At 67.3% G+C, this 18766-nt stretch carries 19 protein-coding genes; 7 read left to right on the plus strand and 12 right to left on the minus strand.

Annotated features, from left to right (window positions below; translation table 11 throughout):
- Positions 1–471: 471 nt before the first annotated feature.
- The 5 genes from BGI51_RS14365 to BGI51_RS14385 form a co-directional block, all read right to left on the minus strand.
- Positions 472–945: a GNAT family N-acetyltransferase gene (locus BGI51_RS14365; RefSeq protein ID WP_133859736.1), complete on the minus strand. Its 474-nt coding sequence runs from the start codon at positions 943–945 to the stop codon at positions 472–474.
- 53 nt (positions 946–998) lie between these two features.
- Positions 999–1325 carry a hypothetical protein gene (locus BGI51_RS14370; protein WP_187978753.1) on the minus strand — a complete coding sequence of 109 codons (327 nt, stop codon included), beginning with the start codon at positions 1323–1325 and terminating at the stop codon, positions 999–1001.
- A gap of 16 nt (positions 1326–1341) precedes the next feature.
- The gene (locus tag BGI51_RS14375) at positions 1342–1998 is read right to left on the minus strand and encodes a DUF2726 domain-containing protein (RefSeq protein ID WP_187978754.1); all 657 of its coding nucleotides are present in this window, start codon (positions 1996–1998) and stop codon (positions 1342–1344) included.
- A gap of 70 nt (positions 1999–2068) precedes the next feature.
- A complete protein-coding gene (locus BGI51_RS14380) occupies positions 2069–2446 on the minus strand; it encodes a lysozyme inhibitor LprI family protein (RefSeq protein ID WP_187978755.1) in 378 nt (125 codons plus the stop codon).
- Positions 2447–2500: 54 nt separating this feature from the next.
- Positions 2501–3457, minus strand: coding sequence for a LysR substrate-binding domain-containing protein (locus BGI51_RS14385; protein WP_187978756.1), 957 nt, complete (start codon positions 3455–3457; stop codon positions 2501–2503).
- A gap of 106 nt (positions 3458–3563) precedes the next feature.
- On the opposite strand from BGI51_RS14385, the gene BGI51_RS14390 reads away from it, so the two are divergent.
- Together BGI51_RS14390 and BGI51_RS14395 are read left to right on the plus strand one after the other, a co-directional pair.
- Positions 3564–4466, plus strand: coding sequence for a DMT family transporter (locus tag BGI51_RS14390; RefSeq protein WP_356592503.1), 903 nt, complete (start codon positions 3564–3566; stop codon positions 4464–4466).
- A gap of 22 nt (positions 4467–4488) precedes the next feature.
- Positions 4489–5385 carry a DMT family transporter gene (locus tag BGI51_RS14395; RefSeq protein WP_187978758.1) on the plus strand — a complete coding sequence of 299 codons (897 nt, stop codon included), beginning with the start codon at positions 4489–4491 and terminating at the stop codon, positions 5383–5385.
- 16 nt (positions 5386–5401) lie between these two features.
- Here the strand turns inward: BGI51_RS14395 and BGI51_RS14400 are convergent, their stop codons facing one another.
- From BGI51_RS14400 to paoA, 3 genes are read right to left on the minus strand one after another with little or no spacing between them, the layout of a single operon-like run.
- The gene (locus BGI51_RS14400; RefSeq protein ID WP_187978759.1) at positions 5402–7624 is read right to left on the minus strand and encodes a xanthine dehydrogenase family protein molybdopterin-binding subunit; all 2223 of its coding nucleotides are present in this window, start codon (positions 7622–7624) and stop codon (positions 5402–5404) included.
- 10 nt (positions 7625–7634) lie between these two features.
- Positions 7635–8615, minus strand: a complete 981-nt coding sequence (locus BGI51_RS14405) for an FAD binding domain-containing protein (RefSeq protein ID WP_187978760.1) — start codon at positions 8613–8615, stop codon at positions 7635–7637.
- A complete protein-coding gene (gene paoA / locus BGI51_RS14410; protein ID WP_187978761.1) occupies positions 8612–9280 on the minus strand; it encodes an aldehyde dehydrogenase iron-sulfur subunit PaoA in 669 nt (222 codons plus the stop codon). The genes BGI51_RS14405 and paoA overlap by 4 nt, the downstream gene beginning before the upstream one ends.
- A 316-nt stretch (positions 9281–9596) precedes the next feature.
- Between paoA and BGI51_RS14415 the strand changes: the two genes are divergently transcribed.
- The 3 genes from BGI51_RS14415 to BGI51_RS14425 are packed head-to-tail and all read left to right on the plus strand — an operon-like array spanning position 9597 to position 13332.
- Entirely contained in the window at positions 9597–10127 is a 531-nt protein-coding gene (locus BGI51_RS14415; RefSeq protein ID WP_133859726.1) for a (2Fe-2S)-binding protein, read from the plus strand.
- The gene (locus BGI51_RS14420) at positions 10124–11110 is read left to right on the plus strand and encodes an FAD binding domain-containing protein (protein ID WP_187978762.1); all 987 of its coding nucleotides are present in this window, start codon (positions 10124–10126) and stop codon (positions 11108–11110) included. The genes BGI51_RS14415 and BGI51_RS14420 overlap by 4 nt, the downstream gene beginning before the upstream one ends.
- On the plus strand, positions 11107–13332 hold the full coding sequence (locus tag BGI51_RS14425) for a xanthine dehydrogenase family protein molybdopterin-binding subunit (protein WP_187978763.1): 2226 nt from the start codon (positions 11107–11109) through the stop codon (positions 13330–13332). The genes BGI51_RS14420 and BGI51_RS14425 overlap by 4 nt, the downstream gene beginning before the upstream one ends.
- Positions 13333–13596: 264 nt before the next feature.
- Here BGI51_RS14425 and BGI51_RS14430 read toward each other — a convergent pair whose 3' ends face one another.
- The 4 genes from BGI51_RS14430 to purM all read right to left on the minus strand — a co-directional run bounded on the left by BGI51_RS14430 (position 13597) and on the right by purM (position 16575).
- On the minus strand, positions 13597–13776 hold the full coding sequence (locus BGI51_RS14430) for a hypothetical protein (RefSeq protein ID WP_187978764.1): 180 nt from the start codon (positions 13774–13776) through the stop codon (positions 13597–13599).
- A gap of 343 nt (positions 13777–14119) precedes the next feature.
- Positions 14120–14833 (minus strand): DUF3108 domain-containing protein, encoded by a 714-nt coding sequence (locus tag BGI51_RS14435; RefSeq protein WP_017638949.1) that lies wholly within the window; start codon positions 14831–14833, stop codon positions 14120–14122.
- Positions 14834–14848: 15 nt separating this feature from the next.
- The gene (gene purN / locus BGI51_RS14440; RefSeq protein ID WP_187978765.1) at positions 14849–15517 is read right to left on the minus strand and encodes a phosphoribosylglycinamide formyltransferase; all 669 of its coding nucleotides are present in this window, start codon (positions 15515–15517) and stop codon (positions 14849–14851) included.
- Positions 15514–16575: a phosphoribosylformylglycinamidine cyclo-ligase gene (gene purM, locus BGI51_RS14445; protein WP_187978766.1), complete on the minus strand. Its 1062-nt coding sequence runs from the start codon at positions 16573–16575 to the stop codon at positions 15514–15516. The genes purN and purM overlap by 4 nt, the downstream gene beginning before the upstream one ends.
- 285 nt (positions 16576–16860) lie before the next feature.
- Between purM and BGI51_RS14450 the strand changes: the two genes are divergently transcribed.
- Positions 16861–17958 carry a DUF2066 domain-containing protein gene (locus BGI51_RS14450; RefSeq protein ID WP_187978767.1) on the plus strand — a complete coding sequence of 366 codons (1098 nt, stop codon included), beginning with the start codon at positions 16861–16863 and terminating at the stop codon, positions 17956–17958.
- A 97-nt stretch (positions 17959–18055) separates the two neighbouring features.
- Positions 18056–18760, plus strand: coding sequence for a DnaA regulatory inactivator Hda (gene hda, locus BGI51_RS14455; RefSeq protein ID WP_064306685.1), 705 nt, complete (start codon positions 18056–18058; stop codon positions 18758–18760).
- The last annotated feature ends 6 nt before the right edge of the window (positions 18761–18766 follow it).

An 18766-nucleotide genomic window follows, 5' to 3' on the forward strand; every position in this document is an offset into this window, starting at 1 on the left:
CCATGGGCCGCTCCTACAGGTACCGATCTCTCCTGTGGGAGCGGCCCATGGCCGCGATAGGACAGTTACTCGCAGTAGGTGTCGATGTCTCCATTGGGAGCAGCTTTCTTATCGCCTGAGCCATCGAAAACGAGCATCCGCTCCAAGCGCCTGCTCTCCCTCCTGGGAAGGGCGGGTGTGAGGCAAGTCCTCGCGGCTGGCCTCTCGTGAAAAAGGCTACGCCGTTTTCCACGCTACGGCGCTGCGTGGATCTGGGATTCGAGTTGGTGAGCCGCGAGAGCGTGTAGGGACCCTCGTCGAAGCTTCAGGTCGGCGATGGGGTCTGTTGGGCTTCGCTGTGCTCAGCCCAAGCTACAGGGGCCTGCGCGGTGGCCGCCGACCGCTCCGCTAACCCCCTCTCCCCCTGGGAAAGGGCAGGGGTGAGGGTGCTGGTCCATCGCACTCATGGTCGCGATCGCGCGGCAGCCAACCCTACCGCAACGCCTTGGCCAGAATCCGCGATTGCCCCTGGAAATCCTGGCGGGCATAGAAGGCCTGGGCGTCCTCGTTGAACTCCATCACCTCCAGGCGCAATTCGTCGACGTCGTTGTCCCGGGCCCAGGCTTCCACGGCTTCCAGCAGCCGCGCACCCACGCCCTGCCGTCTGTGGCTGGCAGACACCACCAGGGTGCCGATCCGGCAGAGGATCAGCGGCTGCAGAAAGGAAATCGAGCGGGTATCGGACAGTCGAGCGGTGACGAAGCCGACCAGTTCGTCGCTGGCGTCAGCGACGAACAGCACCCCGTCTTCCGGCTCCAGCTGGGCAGCCCAGTAGTCCTGGTCGCGCCAGCCGCCGGAGGGCTTGGCGAAGGTCGCCGGCGCCTGCCGGTGATGCTGCTCGGCGAGTTGTTCGGCCAGCCGGCAGATGGCGGCGAGGTCGGTGACGAAGGCGGGGCGGATACGCAAGAGCGGTGCTCGCAAGAGGATTCAGCCGTTCACCTTACGCCGCACGGTGCGGCTCAGGAAGTCTCGACATCCAGCTGCCGGTACCAGTCGGCATAGGGGGTGTTCCGGGCCATCCGCCGGTTGTAGTCGGGGGCGCCATCGGTCCACCAGACCGGTCCGCGCTCGCCCAGGGCGTGCTTGGCGGCGTCCACCGCGGCGCGTGCGCTGCGCAGGGCGGCCTCGTCACCCTGGCGCTTGGCTGCGCCCACCTGGCGGCGCGCATCCATCAGCTCATGGGTCAGGGCGTCGCGGCGATCGGCGGGCAGGCTGGGATCAGTGCAGCGCCAGAGCCGGCCCCTGACCACGAAGTAGCGTCCGTCCGGGGTGGTGGGATAGCGCATGGCAGGAACCCCTTGGTCAGTCGTCGATGTCGAGCAGGGCGCGGCAATCCGGGTAGTTCGAGCAGGCCCAGAATTCCCGCCCCTGGTGGCGACCGCTGCGCGCTCGACGGCGGACCATGGGCGCCTGGCACTCCGGGCATTCCGGCGCCAGCGCCTGGCTCGGGGGCGCTACCCGGGTGCGCGGACGGCGCCCGCCGAACACGGCATCGCGTACGGCGGTGGCGGAATAGCGCGCCGCCGCGGGAATCTCCACCAGGCGCAACTGGGCGGCCTCGCACACCGACCTCACGAAGCGATCGCGCTGCTGGCGATGGCGCTGCAGGTGCGACCTGTCGTTGAGTTCGACCACGGCGTGCACGGCGAGGTCGTCACGCCGGCAGATGGCGAAGTCGAAGTGCTTGCAGTTGATACGGTTCTGCGCGATCAGATAGCGGCGGCGGTCGCGCAGCGGCAGGGTCTGGACCACATCGGCGATGCGCACCTTGCCGAACACCCGGTAGTCGTCGCCCACGGCTTCGTCGAGCACGGCGAGAAAGGCCTGTTCGGCGGGAGTGAAGAGGGCTTCGACCTGGCGATAGGGAAAGGCGGCCTGGCGCCGGCGCTGCCACCACCACAGCGCCCCCAGAAGCAGCAGTCCGGCCGGGACCAGCAGGGGCAGGTAACGCTCGTACATCTCGAACTCCAACAGCGGGGCGCCATGATAGTGAGTTCCGGCGCCGGACAGCAGCAGTGGCGACGAAGCGTCAGTCGCGCCGCGGTAGTTGCCGTTGCAGATCGTCCAGCCGCAGCAGGGTCACCGACTTCAGACAACTCAGATACTGCAGCTGCTGCATGGTGCCCTGGAAACCCCGCGCCGCGGTGGCGCAGCGGGGGGCGCGATCGTCCTGCCAGAGTCGTTGCAGGCGTTCGAAGGCAGGTCGTTGTTCAGTGGAGAGGCCCGCCAGCCGGCGCCCGTAGACGTCGGCCAGCCGGGCTTCGGCCACGGCCAGGTCCTGGCTGGCGCAGGCCGCCAGCTGCGCCTCGCTGCCCTGGCGATCGCAGGTGCCCGGGGCCTGTTCGGCGGCCAGGGCAGCGGTCGAGAGCAGCAGGGCGAGCAGGGCGGACAGGCGACAGGTGATCATGCAGGCTGACTATTGCAAGGGCAGGCCGCCTAGACTGCCGTAAAAGCCCGGCGCTCACCAGGCGCCGCCGGTCTCCTGCGGTTCGCCCTGGGTCTCGCGGAATTGACGGATCTGCACCAGCAGCCAGTCGATCCAGCGCTGTACCGGCGCGTCCACCGCGCCCTTGGGCAACACCAGGAAGTAGGCCTGGGCCGACAGCTGGTCGAACCGATCCGGCAGCGGGCGGACCAGGGCTCCGCTGGCCAGCAGGCGCTGGGCCAGCACGCCGCCGCCGAGCGCCACGCCCTTGCCGGCGGCTGCCTGTTGCAGGGCCATGCCGCTCAGTGAATAGCGCGGACCGCGCAGACTGTCGCCCAGGGGCACCTGCTGGCTGGCGAACCAGTCCTGCCAGGCGTTGGACCGGCTGCTGGGGCGACCCGAACGCCAGCCGCCGGGCCATTCGGCATGCAGCAGCGGATAATCCAGCAAGGCGGCGGGCCCTGCCAGCGGCGCCGGGATCAGCGCCGGGCTGCACACCGGAAAGATCCATTCGCGCAGCAGCAGGCGCGTCTCGCCGTCCTGCCAGTCGCCGCGGCCATAGCGGATCGCCGCCTGGGCACCGCCCTCGGTGCCAAGGGGCACGATGGCGGACGAGGCGTCGAGAAAGACCTCGATATCCGGATGCTGGCGCTGGAAGTCTTCCAGCCGCGGCAACAGCCATTCCTGACCAAAGGTAGGGGGCGCGCTGACGGTCAGGACGCAGCTCTTGATCCGTGCCCGGGCGACCGCGCGGGTCAGGCCATCGAGGTGCGGCGCGATCTCCCCGGCCAGGGCGCGACCCTGGGCGGTGAGCCGTACGCCCTGGGGCAGGCGTTCGAACAACGGCTGTCCCAGTTCGGCTTCGAGCAGGCGGATCTGCCGGCTGATGGCACCGGCCGTGACATGCAACTCGTCCGCGGCCTTGGCGAAGTGCTGGTGTCGCGCAGCGGCGGCAAAGGCGCGCAGGGCGTTGAGGGGGAGGGCAGTGGTCACTGCTGAGCCTTAATTTTCCTGAGCCTGACGCCCATTAAACATCGTTTGTCCGACCTGTTCAGCCACGGTCATCCTGCAGGCTCACTTTTTTCCTGGAACGATGCCCATGCGCAAGGAGCTCGACCTCCCCGCCGTGCTGGTCATGCTGGTGCTCTGCCTGGTCTGGGGCCTGCAGCAGACGGCGATCAAGGCCATCGCCGAGCAGGTGGACCCCTTGCTGCAGATCGGCTGGCGTTCGCTGCTGGCGGCCGGGCTGCTCTATGGCCTGGCGCGCTGGCGCGGCATCCGCTGCCTGGGCCGTGACCGGACGCTGATTCCCGGGCTGCTCGCCGGTTCGCTGTTCGCCCTGGAGTTCCTCTGCATGGCGGTGGGCCTGAAGTACACCAGCGCCGCGCACATGGTGGTGTTCATCTACACGGCGCCGCTGTTCGCCGCCTGTGGCCTGCACTGGCTGGTGCCCGGCGAGCGGCTGTCGGGGCGCCAGTGGCTGGGCATACTGCTGGCGGCCAGTGGCGTGGCCTGCGCCTTCCTGATCGGCAAACCGAGCGGCGGCACCAGCTGGCAGGGCGATCTGATCGGCCTGGTCGGCGGTGCCGCCTGGGGCGCCACCACGGTGCTGATCCGCCGCAGCGCCCTGGCCGAGGCGCCGCCGCTGCGCACCCTGTTCTATCAACTCGGGGTGACCGGGGTGGTGCTGCTGGCGCTGGCCCTGCCGCTCGGCAAGCGCCTGGATCTGGCCGGGCTGGATTTCCTGGCCTGGTCGAGTCTGGCCTTCCAGGTGTTCATCGTCGCCGGCATCAGTCTGCTGGGCTGGTTCGTGCTGCTCAGTCGCTATCGCGCGGCGCCCCTGGGCGTGCTGACCCTGCTGACGCCGCTGTTCGGTGTACTGATGGGCGTCTGGCTGCTGGGCGAGACCCCGGGACCGGGATTTCTCGCCGGCGCGGCCCTGGTGCTCAGCGGCCTGCTGATCGTCAGCTATCCTTCCCGCTCGCGAGTCGCGTCCCGCTGACTCGCCTGGCCCTGAGCGTCCGATGTCGTCCACTCCGCTGAATCCCTGGTTGCTGCGCCTCATCCCCCTGGTGTTCCTGGCCCTGTGGTCCGCCGGTTTCGCCGTGTCCAAGGTGGGCCTGGCCTATGCGCCCCCCTTCACCCTGTTGGCGATGCGCTATGCCCTGGCTTTCAGCGTGCTGCTGATCGCCTTCCTGGTCCTGCGTCCGCCGCTGCCGCGCACCCGGCGGGAATGGGCGAATCTGGCGGTGGTGGGCTTTCTCATCCAGGGCGTCTATTTTGGCATGAGCTATGGCGCCCTGGTGATGGGTGCCTCGGCCAACGTGGTGGCCATGGTCGCCTCGTTGCAACCCATCTTGGTGGCTCTGGGCGCGCCCCTGCTGGTGGGCGAGCGGGTGGCGCCGCTGCAGTGGCTGGGACTGGCCCTGGGACTGCTCGGCGCCATCGGGGTGATCGTGGCGCGCGCCAGCGTCGCCGTGGAATCCCTGTTCGGCATCTGCCTGGCGGTGGGTGCCTTGCTGGGTATGACCAGTGCCGTGCTCTACGAAAAGCGCCTGGGCGTGGCCCAGCATCCGGTCACCAACAACCTGGTGCAGTACAGCGTCGGCCTGGTGTGTTGCGCGCCCCTGGCGCTGCTGTTCGAGCATAGCCCGGTGCACTGGGCGCCGGCCTTCATCGGTGCCCTGGCCTATCTGGTGCTGGCCAACTCGCTCTTGGCCATCAGCCTGCTGGTGTGGATGATCCGCGCCGGCGAGGCGGCGCGGGTCAGTGCGCTGTTCTTCTGCGTGCCGCCGGGCGCCGCCCTGAGCGCCTGGCTGCTGCTGGGCGAAACGCTGCCGCCCCTGGCCTGGGTGGCCATGGTCATCGCCATCGGCGGGGTGCTGCTGGCAACGCGGGCGGGAAGCAAGGCGGCGCGCTGAACCGCGCCGCCTGCCGCTAGGCCGTCTTGAGTCCGGCCAGCACCTTGTCCACCGTCAGCGGATAGTCGCGGATGCGCACCCCGCAGGCGTTGTAGACGGCGTTGGTGAGGGCGGCTCCGGCGCCGCAGATGCCCAGTTCGCCGACGCCCTTGATCTTCAGCGGATTGGCCTTGTCATCCACTTCCGGCAGGAAATGGGCTTCGATGGCCGGGATGTCCAGATGGCAGGGGTAGTGGTAGTCGGCCAGGTCATGATTGACGAAGTGGCCGTGGCGGGTATCGATTACCCCATCTTCGTGCAGGGCGCTGCCCACCCCCCAGATCATCCCGCCAAGCATCTGCGAATGGGCGGTCTTCTCGTTGAGGATGCGCCCCGCAGCGAACACCCCGAGCATGCGCCGCAGGCGGATTTCGCCGGTGAGGGCGTGCACCCCCACCTCGGCGAAGAAGGCCCCGTAGCCCTGCTGGGAATAGTCCTTGAGCGTCTGCCCCGGCGTGATCTCGCCGATGGCCTGGAGATCGTGCTCGCGCGCCAGTTCGGCGAGGTCGCGACTGCCGTTGTCGGCGATCAGCCGGCCACCGACGAAGCGGGCGCTGGCCGGATCGAGGCCCGCCGCTTGCGCCGCCTTCAGGCGCAGGTTCTCGCAGGCGACATAGACCGAGGAGCCGGAACTGGCCGCGCCAAAGGAGCCGCCGGAGCCGGCCCCGGCCGGATCGTCGCTGTCGCCCAGCAGCACCTTGACCCGCTCCACCGGCAAGCCGAGCGACTCGCCGGCGATCTGCGCCAGGATGGTGTAGGTCCCGGTGCCGATATCGGTCATCGAGGTCTTCACCGTGGCCGTACCGTCCGCTTCCAGGCGGACCCCGGCCTGGGACGGCCTGAGCATGTTGGCGCGACTGGCCGCGGCCATGCCCATGCCGATCAGCCAGTCGCCGTCGCGCACCTGACCGGGCTTGGCATTGCGTTTGGTCCAGCCGAAGCGGCGGGCGCCGTCCTGCATGCACTCCACCAGCTTGCGGGAGGAGAAGGGGATGTGCTTTTCCGGGTCCTGGCTGGGTTCGTTGCGGATGCGCAGCTCGATGGGATCGAGCGCGAGCATGACCGCCAGCTCGTCCATGGCGCTTTCGCTGGCAAGCATCCCCACGGCTTCGCCGGGCGCCCGGCAGGAGCCGGACTCGGGCAGATCCAGCTCGACCATGCGGTGCGCTACCAGGCGGTCATCGCCGGCATAGAGGGTACGCGAGGACAGGCCGGTGGGTTCGTAGTAGGTCAGGCCACGAGCGGAATGGGACCAGCCCTCGTGGGCCATCGCCTGGATACGGCCATCGCGGTCGGTACCCAGGCGGATGCGCTGCACGGTGGCCGAGCGGTGATCGGTGATCTGGAACATCTGCTGGCGGGTGAGGGTGACCTTGACCGGCCGGCCGATGGCGCGGGCGGCCATGGCGCCGATCAGGGCATCGGCATAGATCGGCAACTTGCCGCCGAAGCCGCCACCGATATAACGCGCCACGATGCGCACCTTGTCCTTGGGCAGCTGCAGCGTATTGGCCACGCAACTCTGCGCCTGCTCGACGAATTGGGTTGAGCAATAGATCGTCACCCGGTCGCCGTCCCACTGGGCGAGACTGGCGTGGGGCTCCATCTGCGCATGGATGTGGTAGGGCGTGGTGTAGCGCTCGTCGAGCTTGACGGGCGCCCGGGCAAAGGCGGCATCCACATCGCCCGAGGCGGTGTCGGTGGGCTGATCGGCATCCGGCGGCTTCACCGCCTGTCCGAGGTTGGCGGCCAGGTCGAAGACGCCCGGCTCGGCCGCGTAGTCGATCTCCACCAGGGCCGCCGCCAGGCGCGCCTCCTCGAAGGTCTCGGCCACCACGAAGGCCACGGGTTCGCCGAAATAGCGCACCTGGTCGCTGTCCAGGTAGGGCTTGGGCCGGGTGAAGCGGCCGCTGTTGTCCGGCTCGCGGGCGGCCTGGCGCGGCGCATTGCGATAGGTCAGCACGCTGAGCACACCGGGCGCGCTCTCCGCAGCCGAGGTGTCCAGGCGCCGGATGCGGCCCTTGGCGATGGTGGCGCCGACGATGAAGCCGTAGGCGACGCGATCGTTGCGGAATTCGAAGCTGTAGGGCGCCTGGCCGGTGACCTTGAGCAGGCCGTCAACGCGATCGATGGGCTTGCCGATCAGGCCGCCGCGATTCTCATCGATCAGGTTGCGGCCAGCGGGTTCATTCATTTCCATGCTGCTGTCCTCAGGCCTGTTGGCGAGCGTCGGCCACCCCGGCGCGCAGGATGCGACGGGTCAGCTCGAGTTTGAAATCGTTGTGGCCATAGCCCCGGGCTCCGGCGAGCAGGGCATCACCCACGGCCGCCAGATCGCTGTCCAGGGTCTGGCCGGCAAAGGCCCGGTCGGCCGCCGCCACCCGCCAGGGCTTGTGCGCCAGGCCGCCGAACGCCGCGCGACCGCTGCGAATACGCGTGCCGTCCAGCTCGACGATGGCCGCCATGGACACCAGGGCAAAGGCATAGGAAGCGCGATCGCGCACCTTGCGATAGACCTGGATGCCGGGCGGTGGCGGCGGCAGGGTCACGGCGGTGATGAGTTCGCCGGGTTGCAGCACCGTCTCGATCTGCGGGGTGTCACCAGGCAGGCGATGGAAGTCGGCGATAGGAATGCGCCGGGTGCGGCCAGTGGCTTCCCGGGTTTCCACGGTGGCGTCCAGCACCCGCATGGCCACCGCCATGTCGGAGGGATGCACGGCGATGCACTGGTCGCTGGCGCCGATCACCGCGTTCATCCGATTGAAGCCGCCCAGGGCCGCACAACCGCTGCCGGGTTGGCGTTTGTTGCAGGGCATGGCGGTGTTGTAGAAGTAGGAGCAACGGGTGCGCTGCAGGAGGTTGCCGCCGGTGGTGGCCTTGTTGCGCAATTGCGCCGAGGCGCCGGCCAGCAGCGCACGGGAGAGCACCGGATAGCGCTCCCGTACCCGGGGGTCGGCGGCCAGGGTGGAATTGCGCACCAGAGTACCGATGCGCAGGCCACCCTCCTGGGTGGCGCTGATCTGGTCCAGCTGCAGGCGATTGATGTCCAGCACCTGGCTGGGTGTTTCGATCTCCAGCTTCATCAGGTCCAGCAGATTGGTGCCCCCGGCGATGAAGCGGCTGCCGGCCTGGGCGCCCTGGCGGCTGGCATCGGCTTCGGTCTGCACGCGTTGATAGTCGAAGACCCTCATGCCTGGCCCCCCGCCATCTGGATGGCCGCAACGATGTTGGGATAGGCACTGCAGCGGCAGAGGTTGCCGCTCATGCGCTCGCGGATTTCTTCTTCGCTCAGCCGCATCGGCTCGTCGAGGCGCGTCGAGACGTGGCTGGGCATGCCGGCCTTGACCTCGTCCAGCAGGGCGACCGCCGAGCAGATCTGCCCCGGGGTGCAATAGCCGCACTGGAAGCCGTCCTTGGCCAGGAAGGCCGCCTGCATGGGATGCAGGCGCTCGGCGTTGCCCAGGCCTTCGATGGTGGTGATGGTGTCGCCTTCGTGCATGGCCGCCAGGCTCAGGCAGCTATTGATGCGCTGGCCGTTCACCAGCACCGTGCAGGCGCCGCACTGGCCATGGTCGCAGCCCTTCTTGGTGCCCGTGAGGTGCAGGTCCTCGCGCAGGGCATCGAGGAGGGTGGTACGGCTGTCGACCTTGAGCCTGCGCACCTCGCCATTGATCTGCAGGGTCAGCGGCAGCAGTTGCGGCAGCCGCGCGGCGATGGCCTGGGGCGTCAGGGGTGCGCCACCACTGGCCTGGGCGAAGGTGTAGCCGGGAATGGCGCTGGTCGCCACCAGCACCGCGGAGGTGCCGAGAAACTGCCGCCGCGACAGGCGCCAGCGTGCATCGGAGTCGGAAGCCATGGTCGGATTCTCATCGTTAGGGCACATCACGGGAGTTCTGATGACTACCCCGGTGGCAGTGGGGTTCAGGCCACTGGGCTGCTGGCATGAACAGGCGCCATACCGAATATGTCCTGACGCCGAGGAAAGGCTCTGGATCGGGAATCTCACCGTTTCGCTGAGCGGCTTTCAACGTTACGTTGAATACCGCTGGGCAGGGGTGCTGAACCGGTTCCGGTCGGGGACAGTCCCTTACCTGAGGTGGCCCTTCGCTGCCACCGCCTATTCCGACCACGGGGGCAATCTGCACCCCGCGGCTTTAACCGTGAGGTCCGCCATGAACGCCACCCCCGCGCGCCAGGTTCAGCCCCTGGCCGAACCCGAGTCCCATACCATCGCCCTGACCCTCAATGGCAAGCAGCTGCAATTGGCCGTGGAGCCCTGGACTACCTTGCTTGATCTGCTGCGCGACCACCTCGACCTGACCGGCACCAAGAAGGGTTGCGATCATGGTCAGTGCGGCGCCTGCACCGTGCTGGTCAATGGCACCCGCATCAACAGCTGTCTGGCCCTGGCGGTCATGCAGGACGGCGCCGAGGTCACCACCGTCGAGGGCCTGGCCCAGGGCGACCAGCTGCACCCCATGCAGGCCGCCTTCGTTGCCGAAGATGCCTTCCAGTGCGGCTATTGCACCCCTGGGCAGATCTGCTCGGCGATCGGCATGCTCAAGGAAGGCCACGCCCACAGCGAGGCCGAGGTGGCCGAGCAGATGAGCGGCAACCTCTGCCGCTGCGGGGCCTATCGGAACATCCGTGCCGCCATCGAGCGGGCGCGTCCGGATTGCCAGCAAGGGGAGGGCCGCGAATGAACCGCTTCGGTTATGCCAAGCCCAACGCCGTGCCCGATGCCATTCGCCAGCATGGCCCCCAGACCCACTTCATCGCCGGCGGCACCAATCTGCTGGACCTGATGAAGGAAAACGTCGAGCGCCCCGAGCAACTGATCGACGTCAACGGTCTGCCCCTGCGCGAGGTCGAGACCACCGCCGAAGGCGGTCTGCGCATCGGTGCCCTGGTCAAGAACGCCGAGGTGGCCTACCACCCCGAGGTGCAGCGTCGCTATCCGCTGCTGGCCAAGGCCATCCTCGCCGGCGCTTCCCCGCAATTGCGCAACATGGCCTCCACCGGCGGCAACCTGCTGCAGCGCACCCGCTGCTATTACTTCTATGACGTGGGCACCCCCTGCAACAAGCGCGAACCCGGCTCCGGCTGCGGCGCTCGTGAAGGGCAGAATCGCATCCACGCCATCCTCGGCCACAGCGAGCAGTGCATCGCCACCCATCCCTCGGACATGTGCGTGGCCCTGGCTGCCCTGGAAGCCCGGGTCGAGGTGAGCGGTCCGAACGGCGAGCGGGTCATCGACTTCGCCGATTTCCACCGCCTGCCCGGCGACACTCCCGAGCGAGACACCCACCTCGCCGCCGACGAACTCATCACCGCCGTGACTCTGCCCGCCGAGAGCCTGGCCGCCCACAGCGCCTACCTGAAGATCCGCGACCGCGCCTCCTATGCCTTCGCCCTGGTCTCGGTCGCGGCAGCCCTGGAGCTGGATGGCGAGCGCATCAAGCAGGTCCGTGTCGCCCTGGGCGGCGTGGCCCACAAGCCGTGGCGGCTGCCGGAGGCCGAACAGGCATTGATCGGCCAGGTGGCGGACAAGGCGGCCTTCGGCCAGCTGGCCGATCGTCTGCTGCAAGGCGCCCAGGGCTTCGCCCATAACAGCTTCAAGATCGAACTGGCACGGCGCGCCATCGTGCGTGCCCTTACCGAAGCCGCCGGAGGTACCCTGCAATGACCGTCGTCCATCTGCAAAAAGCCGTTCCCCGCGTCGATGGTCCGCTCAAGGTCACCGGCCAGGCACTGTATGCCGGCGAATTCAGCGTGCCGGATCTGGCCTTTGGTTTCGTGGTCAACGCCACCATCACCAAGGGTCGCCTGCTCGGCCTGGACGTCAGCGAAGCCCTGGCCCAGCCCGGTGTCATCGAGGTGCTCAGCCACCTCAATCGACCCAAGATGGCCAGCTACGACGAGAGCTATACCGACATGGATGCGGCTGACGGCAAGCCCTTTCGGCCGTTGTACAACGACCGCATCCTCTACAGTGGCCAGCCCATCGCCCTGGTAGTGGCCGAGACCTTCGAGGCCGCGCGCCACGCTGCCGCGCTGATCCGTGCCCAATACAGCGAAGAGGAGCACGCCACCGACCTGGCCCAGGCTCGCGACCAGGCCCACGAAGCACCCATGGAGTTGCCGGAGAATCGGGGTAACGCCCCGGCAGCCTGGGCCGCGGCGCCTACCCGCATCGAAGCCGAATACCACTCCGCGGCGGAATTCCATAACCCCATGGAGATGCATGCCTCCACCGTCATCTACCACAAGGACGGCAAGTTGACGGTGCACGACAAGACCCAGGGTGTGCAGAACAGCGCCCAGTTCGTCAGCAGCATCTTCGGCCTGGGCGAGGGCGACGTGAAGGTCATCTCGCCCTTCGTCGGTGGCGCCTTCGGTTCCGGTCTGCGTCCGCAATACCAGCTGGTGCTGGCGACCATGGCCGCGCTGCAGCTCAAGCGCTCGGTGCGGGTGACCCTGACCCGCCAGCAGATGTTTACCTTCGGCTATCGTCCCGAGACCTATCAGCAGATCAAGCTGGCCTGCGACAGCGACGGCAAGCTGCAGGCCATCGACCACAGCGCCCTCGGCATCACCTCGCGCTTCGAAGACTTCACCGAAATGGTGCTGGTCTGGTCGGCGTCGCTCTATGCCTGTCCCAACGTCAAGCTGGCCTATCAACTGGCCGCGCTGGACGTCTACACCCCGCTGGACATGCGCGCTCCCGGCGCGGTGCTGGGTGTCTATGCGCTGGAAAGCGCCATGGACGAACTGGCCTATGCCGCCGACATCGATCCGCTGGAATTGCGCATCCGCAACTTCACCGACACGGATCCGGCCAAGGGCAAGCCCTATTCCAGCAAGGAACTGCTGGAATGCTATCGCCAGGCGGCCGAGCGTTTCGGCTGGGAACAGCGCAGCATGGCGCCGCGTTCCATGCGCGACGGCAACCAGCTGGTGGGCTGGGGCATGGCCACCGGGGTCTGGGAAGCCATGCAACAACCTGCCACCGCCAAGGCGGTGATGAACATCGACGGCAGCCTGGTGGTGGCCAGTGCCACGGCCGACATTGGCACCGGCACCTATACGGTGATGACCCAGATCGCCGCCGAGAACCTCGGTCTGCCGCTGGACAAGGTGACCTTCAAGCTCGGTGATTCCACTCTGCCCAAGGCACCCCTCGAAGGCGGTTCCTTTACCGTGTCTTCGGTGGGCACCGCCGTGAAACTGGCCTGCGACCAGCTGCGTCAGCAACTGCTGGATACGGCAAAGGAGATGGACGACTCCCCGCTGGCCGAGGCCGAACTGGAGCAGGTGGTGTTCGCCGATGGCGGCATCAGTCTCAAGACCGATCCGGCCCAGCGCGTCGACTTCACCGCCATCCTCAAGGCTTCGGGTTCGCCGTCCATGGAAACCCTGGCCAGCGCCGAGCCGGCGGAAGAGCGCGACAACTACACCACCGGTACCCACTCGGCGGTGTTCGTCGAGGTCAAGGTCGACGAAGACTTCGGCAGCGTCCAGATCAGTCGCGTGGTCACCGCGGTGGCCGCCGGCCGCATCCTCAATCTCAAGACCGGCGAGAACCAGGTAGCCGGTGGGATCGTCTGGGGCATCGGCATGGGCCTGCAGGAAGAGGGGATGATGGACACCCACGAAGGTCGCTGGATGAACCACAGCCTCGCCGAATACCACTTCCCGGTGCAGGCCGATATCCAGCAGCTGGAGGTGATCTTCGTCGAGGAGCACGACGAGATCGTCAATCCGCTGGGCGCCAAGGGCATTGGCGAGATCGGTATCGTCGGGGTGGCGGCAGCCATCGCCAACGCCATCTTCCACGCCACCGGCAAGCGGGTCCGGGATCTGCCCATCACCCTGGACAAGGTCTTCGCCGACGAGCTGCTGCACTAAGGGCGAGGTTGGGGCCATGTTGGGGTTCGACGATAAAGCCGTCTCAGCCCAACCTACGGGACACTGACCTATGCCAGACCACCCCCTCTCCCCCTGGGAGAGGGCTGGGGTTAGGGATGCCGAGCACACCGTTGGGCCAGGTGATGTTGGGCTTGGCTACGCTCAATCCATCCTACCGCAGCCCCTCGCTCCGCCCTGAAACGAAAAAGGCCCGCCTCCAAGAGACGGGCCTTTTTCAGGCAGTCGGTAAAAAGGTCTTTCGACTCACTGGGCGTGCGACGCGCTTTCGTGTTCGATCTGCTCCTTGTACTCCAGGGCATCGGCTTCGCTCTGGTAGACGCCGACCAATTCCCCTTCCTGTTTCACGTCCCACAGATGCATGCCCAGGCCACGGGCTTCGCGGGACATATGGTCTTCGTCACGTTCGGTTACGGTAATGGTCATGCTGTATCTCCTTGGTCGAGCCCGCACTACGGCAGGGCTTGAAAACCCATACTAGAGCGTTTCGCTTCAGGACCAAGGCGTATCTCGGCAACAAGTCGTTACAACTTCTGCGACAATCTGTCGCGCCTGCGGTTGTCGTCCGGCGGCGGCATCATCGCCTTGGGCCGCTCCTGCAGGATCAGCACGTGTGTAGGAGCGGCCCATGGCCGCGATAGGCACCTCTGTAAAACGCCAGAAGAGGGCTGCTGGATGCGCACCGCCTTCCTGCTGAGACAGCAACCACGCCTGCTTGGTGGATAAAGGAAAACGCCCTCCGAAGAGGGCGTTTTGCCTGCAGACCTGATCAGTTGGCGCCTTTCACCGTGCGCCCGTTGACCGAGCCTTCCTTGAGGCTGGTCTGGTATTCCTTGCCGTCGCTCTCCTGCTGGTAGAGACGCACCAGCAGATAGTCCCAGTCCTTGGCGAACCACAGTTCGGTCTTGCGGCTGCTCTTGGTGGGATCACGCACGCGCTCCACCTTGATGGCATCGAACAGGCCCAGCGGGGTGCGGATGCGCTCCGGACCGATGACCCGGAAGTCGTAGGTGTCGATGCTGTCGCCGTCGACGATCTGGTAGCTCATGCTCTTCTTGCCGTCGGCCACGTCCTGCTGCAGCTTGAGCTGATAGGTCGACTTGTCCAGCAGACCGCGATCCAGGGGCAGGCTGACCGGATCGTCCTTGTCCTTACCGGTGACCTTCTTGGCGGCCCAGTCGAAGGTCAGCTCGCTCTCGCGGCTCTTGCCCAGCCCGCTGCGCTTGTACTGGTAGGTGTCCGGCAGGAAGGCTTCGCCTTCGTGGCGGAAGGTGCTGGACTCGTTGAGGCCGGCTACCAGCATGGAGGCTTCGAACTTCAGCTCCCAGCGACCATCGGCTTCTTTCTCCAGCGAGCGTTCGGCCGAGCCGCTGACCGGCATCTGCTTCCAGTCGGCGGTGTAGCTGGCCGTGAACGGCTGCAGGTCGAAGGCGAAGGCCGAGGCACTGCAGAGGGTGGCCAATAGGAACAACAGACGTCGCATCAGTTTCTCCTTGGATCAGGAAAGGGAGGCCGCGGCCGTCAGCGACGGCAATGTGGCCCCGGTAGGCGGCAGTGCCTCGCCATCGAGCTCGGCACCCAGGGTACCCAGCCGCAGACGACCTTCGGCGAACAACCGCACGGCCACAGGATAAAGGAGGTGCTCGGCGGCGTGTACCCGTGTCGCGAGGCTCTCCGCCGTATCTTCGGCCCGTACCGGCACCCGCGACTGCAGGACGACCGGACCGCCATCCAGTTCTTCGGTGACGAAGTGCACGCTGCAGCCGTGCCAGGCATCGCCGGCATCGAGGGCGCGCTGGTGGGTGTGCAGGCCCTTGTACAGGGGCAGCAGCGAGGGATGGATATTGAGCAGGCGACCCTGGTAGCGCCGCACGAAGGCGGGCGTGAGGATGCGCATGAAGCCGGCCAGGACCACCAGATCGGCGCCCTGGGCGTCGATGGCGGCCGCCAGGGCCGCATCGAAGCTGTCGCGATCGCCGTGTTCGCGGTGATCGATCACCCGGGTGGCAATCCCGGCCTGGCGGGCCCGCTCCAGGCCATAGGCCTCGGCGCGGTTGGCGATCACCGCCGCGATCCGCACGGGCGGCGTCGCGGCGTCGAGCAGGGCTTGCAGGTTGCTGCCGTGGCCGGAGATGAGCACCACCACGGCGCAGTCGGCAGGGCTCATCCGTGCTGTTTCAGATTGTTCAGCACGACCTGGTCGGCGCCCTCGGCGGCCTGTTCGATACGGCCGATGACCCAGGGCTGCTCGCCCTCGGTACGCAGCACCTGCAGGGCGCCTTCGACCTGATCCTGGGCCACGCAGATGACCATGCCCACGCCGCAGTTCAGCACGCGGTGCATCTCGGTCTCGTCGACGTTGCCCTGCTGCTGCAGCCAGTCGAATACCGCCGGACGCTGCCAGCTGGCCACGTCGAGCACCGCCTGGGCACCCTCGGGCAGCACGCGCGGGATGTTGTCGAGCAGACCGCCACCGGTGATGTGGGCCATGGCCTTGATCGCGCCGGTGTCCTTGATCAGCTTGAGCAGCGGCTTCACATAGATGCGGGTGGGCGCCATCAGCAGTTCGGTCAGCGGCTGGCCGTCGAGCTGGATGTTCTCGATGTCGGCGCCGGCCACCTCGATGATCTTGCGGATCAGCGAATAGCCGTTGGAGTGCGGGCCGGAGGAGGGCAGGGCGATCAGGGCGTCGCCGGTGGCCACCTTGGAACCGTCGATGATCTCGGACTTTTCCACCACGCCGACGCAGAAGCCGGCCAGGTCGTAGTCTTCGCCTTCGTACATGCCGGGCATCTCGGCGGTCTCGCCACCCACCAGGGAGCAGCCGGCCTGTTCGCAACCGGTACCGATGCCGGTCACCACCTGGGCAGCGACGTCGACATTGAGCTTGCCGGTGGCGTAGTAGTCGAGGAAGAACAGCGGCTCGGCACCGCAGACCACCAGGTCGTTGACGCACATGGCGACCAGGTCGATGCCGATGCTGTCGTGCTTGGCCAGGTTCATGGCCAGGCGCAGCTTGGTACCGACGCCGTCGGTGCCGGAGACCAGTACCGGCTGGCGATAGCCTGCCGGGATCTCGCACAGGGCACCGAAGCCCCCCAGGCCGCCCATGACTTCCGGGCGGGCGGTGCGCTTGGCGACGCCCTTGATGCGTTCTACCAGAGCCTCACCGGCGTCGATGTCTACACCGGCGTCCTTGTAGCTCAGCTGGGGTTGTTTGCTCATGAATCCTGGCCTTTGGCTAATGGCGAAACGAGCCGGCTGGCGCCAGCCGGCAATGAGGCGGGCGATTTTACCAGAAGCCGTGCCAAAGCACGCGGCCGGCCGCGGCCTCCGGTCCGCGCGGCGATGGCACCCGGCCAGCCTGCCGTGGTCTGAGCCTGGTCGCCCATCCGTTCGCCGGGCGGGCAGTCTCCGTCGCTACCTTCTGCGCAGCCCGCGACCCAGTGCCCTTGCTCGCGGATCGGGCGGCTTTTAAGGTATGCCCCTTGCCCTTTCTATGGAATCGCCATGCGCCGTCTCGTCCTTCCGTTGCTCGCTTCGCTGCTGGTCCTGAGTCCGCTCGCCCGCGCCGAGGTGGTGGACAACCTCTACCAGGTCCGCGAGCCGGTGACCTCGCAACAACCGGACGAGCGCAATGCCGCCCTCAAGCGCGCCCTGCAGGTGCTGGCCGGACGCCTGACCGGCAATCCCCAGGCCGGCCAGACCCCGGGTCTTGCCAGTGCCCTGGCGGTGCCCGAATCCCTGATCAGCCAGTACAGCTATGACGCCGGCCCGCCGGAGGTGCTGGTGGCCAACTTCGACCCGGCCGCTACCGAGCGTGCCCTGGGCCAGGCGGGGCTCTCGGTATGGGGCGCCAATCGTCCGGTGGTGATGATCTGGTGGCTCAACGACGCCGACAGCGGGGCGACCCTGGTGGGTGATGGCCAGCCCGCCAGCACCGGCGTCCAGCGTGGCGCCCAGCGCGCCGGCCTGCCGATCCGCCTGCCGCTGGCCGATCTCAACGAGCAACTGGCCGGCACCGCCGCCAACATCGACGCCAGCGACCCGACCGCCCTGCGCCAGGCCTCCGAGCGCTATGGCGCCAATGCCCTGCTGGCGGTGCACGCCAAGCCCCAGGGCAATGGCTGGCAGGCCCAGTGGCGCCTGTGGAACAACGGCGCCGCGGAGCAGGGCAGCAGCCAGGCGGCCGATCAGGACGCCCTGGCGGCTGCGGTATTGCAGGACGTGGCCGCGCGCCTGTCGAAGAAATTCGTCTCCCGCCCGGGCACCACCCAGCCGCTGACCCTGGTGGCCGACAATTCCAACTTCGAGCGTTATGCCCAGCTGCAGAAAGTCCTGGAGCCCCTGTCGAGCCGCCTGGTCAAGGTCGAGGGGACTCAGCTGACCTACGACCTCACTGCCAATCCGGACCAGTTGCAGGCGCAACTCGGTCTTGCCGGGCTGCAGCCCGCCTCGGCGCCGGCCGCCAATGCTGCGCCTGCCACTCCGCCAGCTGCGACCCCGGGCACGCCCGTCGACGCCACGGCCACGCCGAACGCGCCTGCGGCCCAGCCGGCCCCATCCGCTCAGCCGGCGCGTACCACCCTGTATTTCCGCTGGCCATGAGGGCCGACACCCAAGACTGAAGCGGCTGCTGCGAGGGACCCGGGATTTGGTTAGACTTGGCGCCCTCGCGAAACTGCCAAGAGCCGTTCGAGCTGGCATGATGCCTTTACAGCTGCCCCTGGGCATTCGTCTGCGTGACGACGCCACCTTCGTCAATTACTACCCTGGCGCCAATGCCGCGGCGCTCGGCTATGTCGAGCGTCTCTGTGATGCGGACGCCGGCTGGACGGAAAGTCTGATCTATCTCTGGGGCGGCGCGGGCGCCGGTCGCAGCCATCTGATGCAGGCCGCCTGTCACCGCCTGGAGGAACTGGGCGAGCGCGCCATCTACCTGCCCATGGGCGAACTGGCCGACTACGGCGTCGAGCTGTTCGACAACCTCGAGCAGTGCGAGCTGGTCTGCCTCGACGATCTCGACGCCCTGGCCGGCCAGCGACGCTGGGAAGAGGCGCTCTTCCACCTGTTCAATCGTCTGCGTGATGCCGGCAAGCGGCTGCTGATCTCCAGCACCGCGGCGCCGCGGCAATTGCCGGTGCAGCTGGCCGATCTCAAGTCGCGGCTGACCCTGGCGCTGGTCTTCCAGTTGCGCCCGCTGTCCGACGAAGACAAGCTGCGCGCCCTGCAGCTGCGGGCTTCCCGCCGTGGCCTGCACCTGACCGACGAGGTCGGCCGCTTCATCCTCTCACGCAATACCCGCAGCATGGACGCCCTGTTCGACATGCTCGAACGTCTGGATCAGGCGTCACTGCAGGCGCGACGCAAGCTCACCATTCCCTTCGTCAAGGAAATCATGGGCTGGTAGCCGCGC

Source organism: Pseudomonas oryzihabitans, assembly GCF_014522265.1.
Taxonomy (GTDB): Bacteria; Pseudomonadota; Gammaproteobacteria; order Pseudomonadales; family Pseudomonadaceae; genus Chryseomonas; species Chryseomonas aestiva.

Coding starts and splice junctions, on each gene's coding strand:
- BGI51_RS14405 (WP_187978760.1), bottom strand. CDS start 8,615: ATGAGGGTCTTCGACTATCAACGCGTGCAGACCGAAGCCGATGCCAGC.
- BGI51_RS14430 (WP_187978764.1), bottom strand. CDS start 13,776: ATGACCATTACCGTAACCGAACGTGACGAAGACCATATGTCCCGCGAA.
- BGI51_RS14450 (WP_187978767.1), top strand. CDS start 16,861: ATGCGCCGTCTCGTCCTTCCGTTGCTCGCTTCGCTGCTGGTCCTGAGT.
- BGI51_RS14415 (WP_133859726.1), top strand. CDS start 9,597: ATGAACGCCACCCCCGCGCGCCAGGTTCAGCCCCTGGCCGAACCCGAG.
- BGI51_RS14375 (WP_187978754.1), bottom strand. CDS start 1,998: ATGTACGAGCGTTACCTGCCCCTGCTGGTCCCGGCCGGACTGCTGCTT.
- BGI51_RS14425 (WP_187978763.1), top strand. CDS start 11,107: ATGACCGTCGTCCATCTGCAAAAAGCCGTTCCCCGCGTCGATGGTCCG.
- paoA (WP_187978761.1), bottom strand. CDS start 9,280: ATGGCTTCCGACTCCGATGCACGCTGGCGCCTGTCGCGGCGGCAGTTT.
- BGI51_RS14420 (WP_187978762.1), top strand. CDS start 10,124: ATGAACCGCTTCGGTTATGCCAAGCCCAACGCCGTGCCCGATGCCATT.
- purN (WP_187978765.1), bottom strand. CDS start 15,517: ATGAGCCCTGCCGACTGCGCCGTGGTGGTGCTCATCTCCGGCCACGGC.
- purM (WP_187978766.1), bottom strand. CDS start 16,575: ATGAGCAAACAACCCCAGCTGAGCTACAAGGACGCCGGTGTAGACATC.
- BGI51_RS14395 (WP_187978758.1), top strand. CDS start 4,489: ATGTCGTCCACTCCGCTGAATCCCTGGTTGCTGCGCCTCATCCCCCTG.
- BGI51_RS14380 (WP_187978755.1), bottom strand. CDS start 2,446: ATGATCACCTGTCGCCTGTCCGCCCTGCTCGCCCTGCTGCTCTCGACC.
- BGI51_RS14390 (WP_356592503.1), top strand. CDS start 3,564: ATGCGCAAGGAGCTCGACCTCCCCGCCGTGCTGGTCATGCTGGTGCTC.
- BGI51_RS14370 (WP_187978753.1), bottom strand. CDS start 1,325: ATGCGCTATCCCACCACCCCGGACGGACGCTACTTCGTGGTCAGGGGC.
- hda (WP_064306685.1), top strand. CDS start 18,056: ATGATGCCTTTACAGCTGCCCCTGGGCATTCGTCTGCGTGACGACGCC.
- BGI51_RS14400 (WP_187978759.1), bottom strand. CDS start 7,624: ATGGAAATGAATGAACCCGCTGGCCGCAACCTGATCGATGAGAATCGC.
- BGI51_RS14435 (WP_017638949.1), bottom strand. CDS start 14,833: ATGCGACGTCTGTTGTTCCTATTGGCCACCCTCTGCAGTGCCTCGGCC.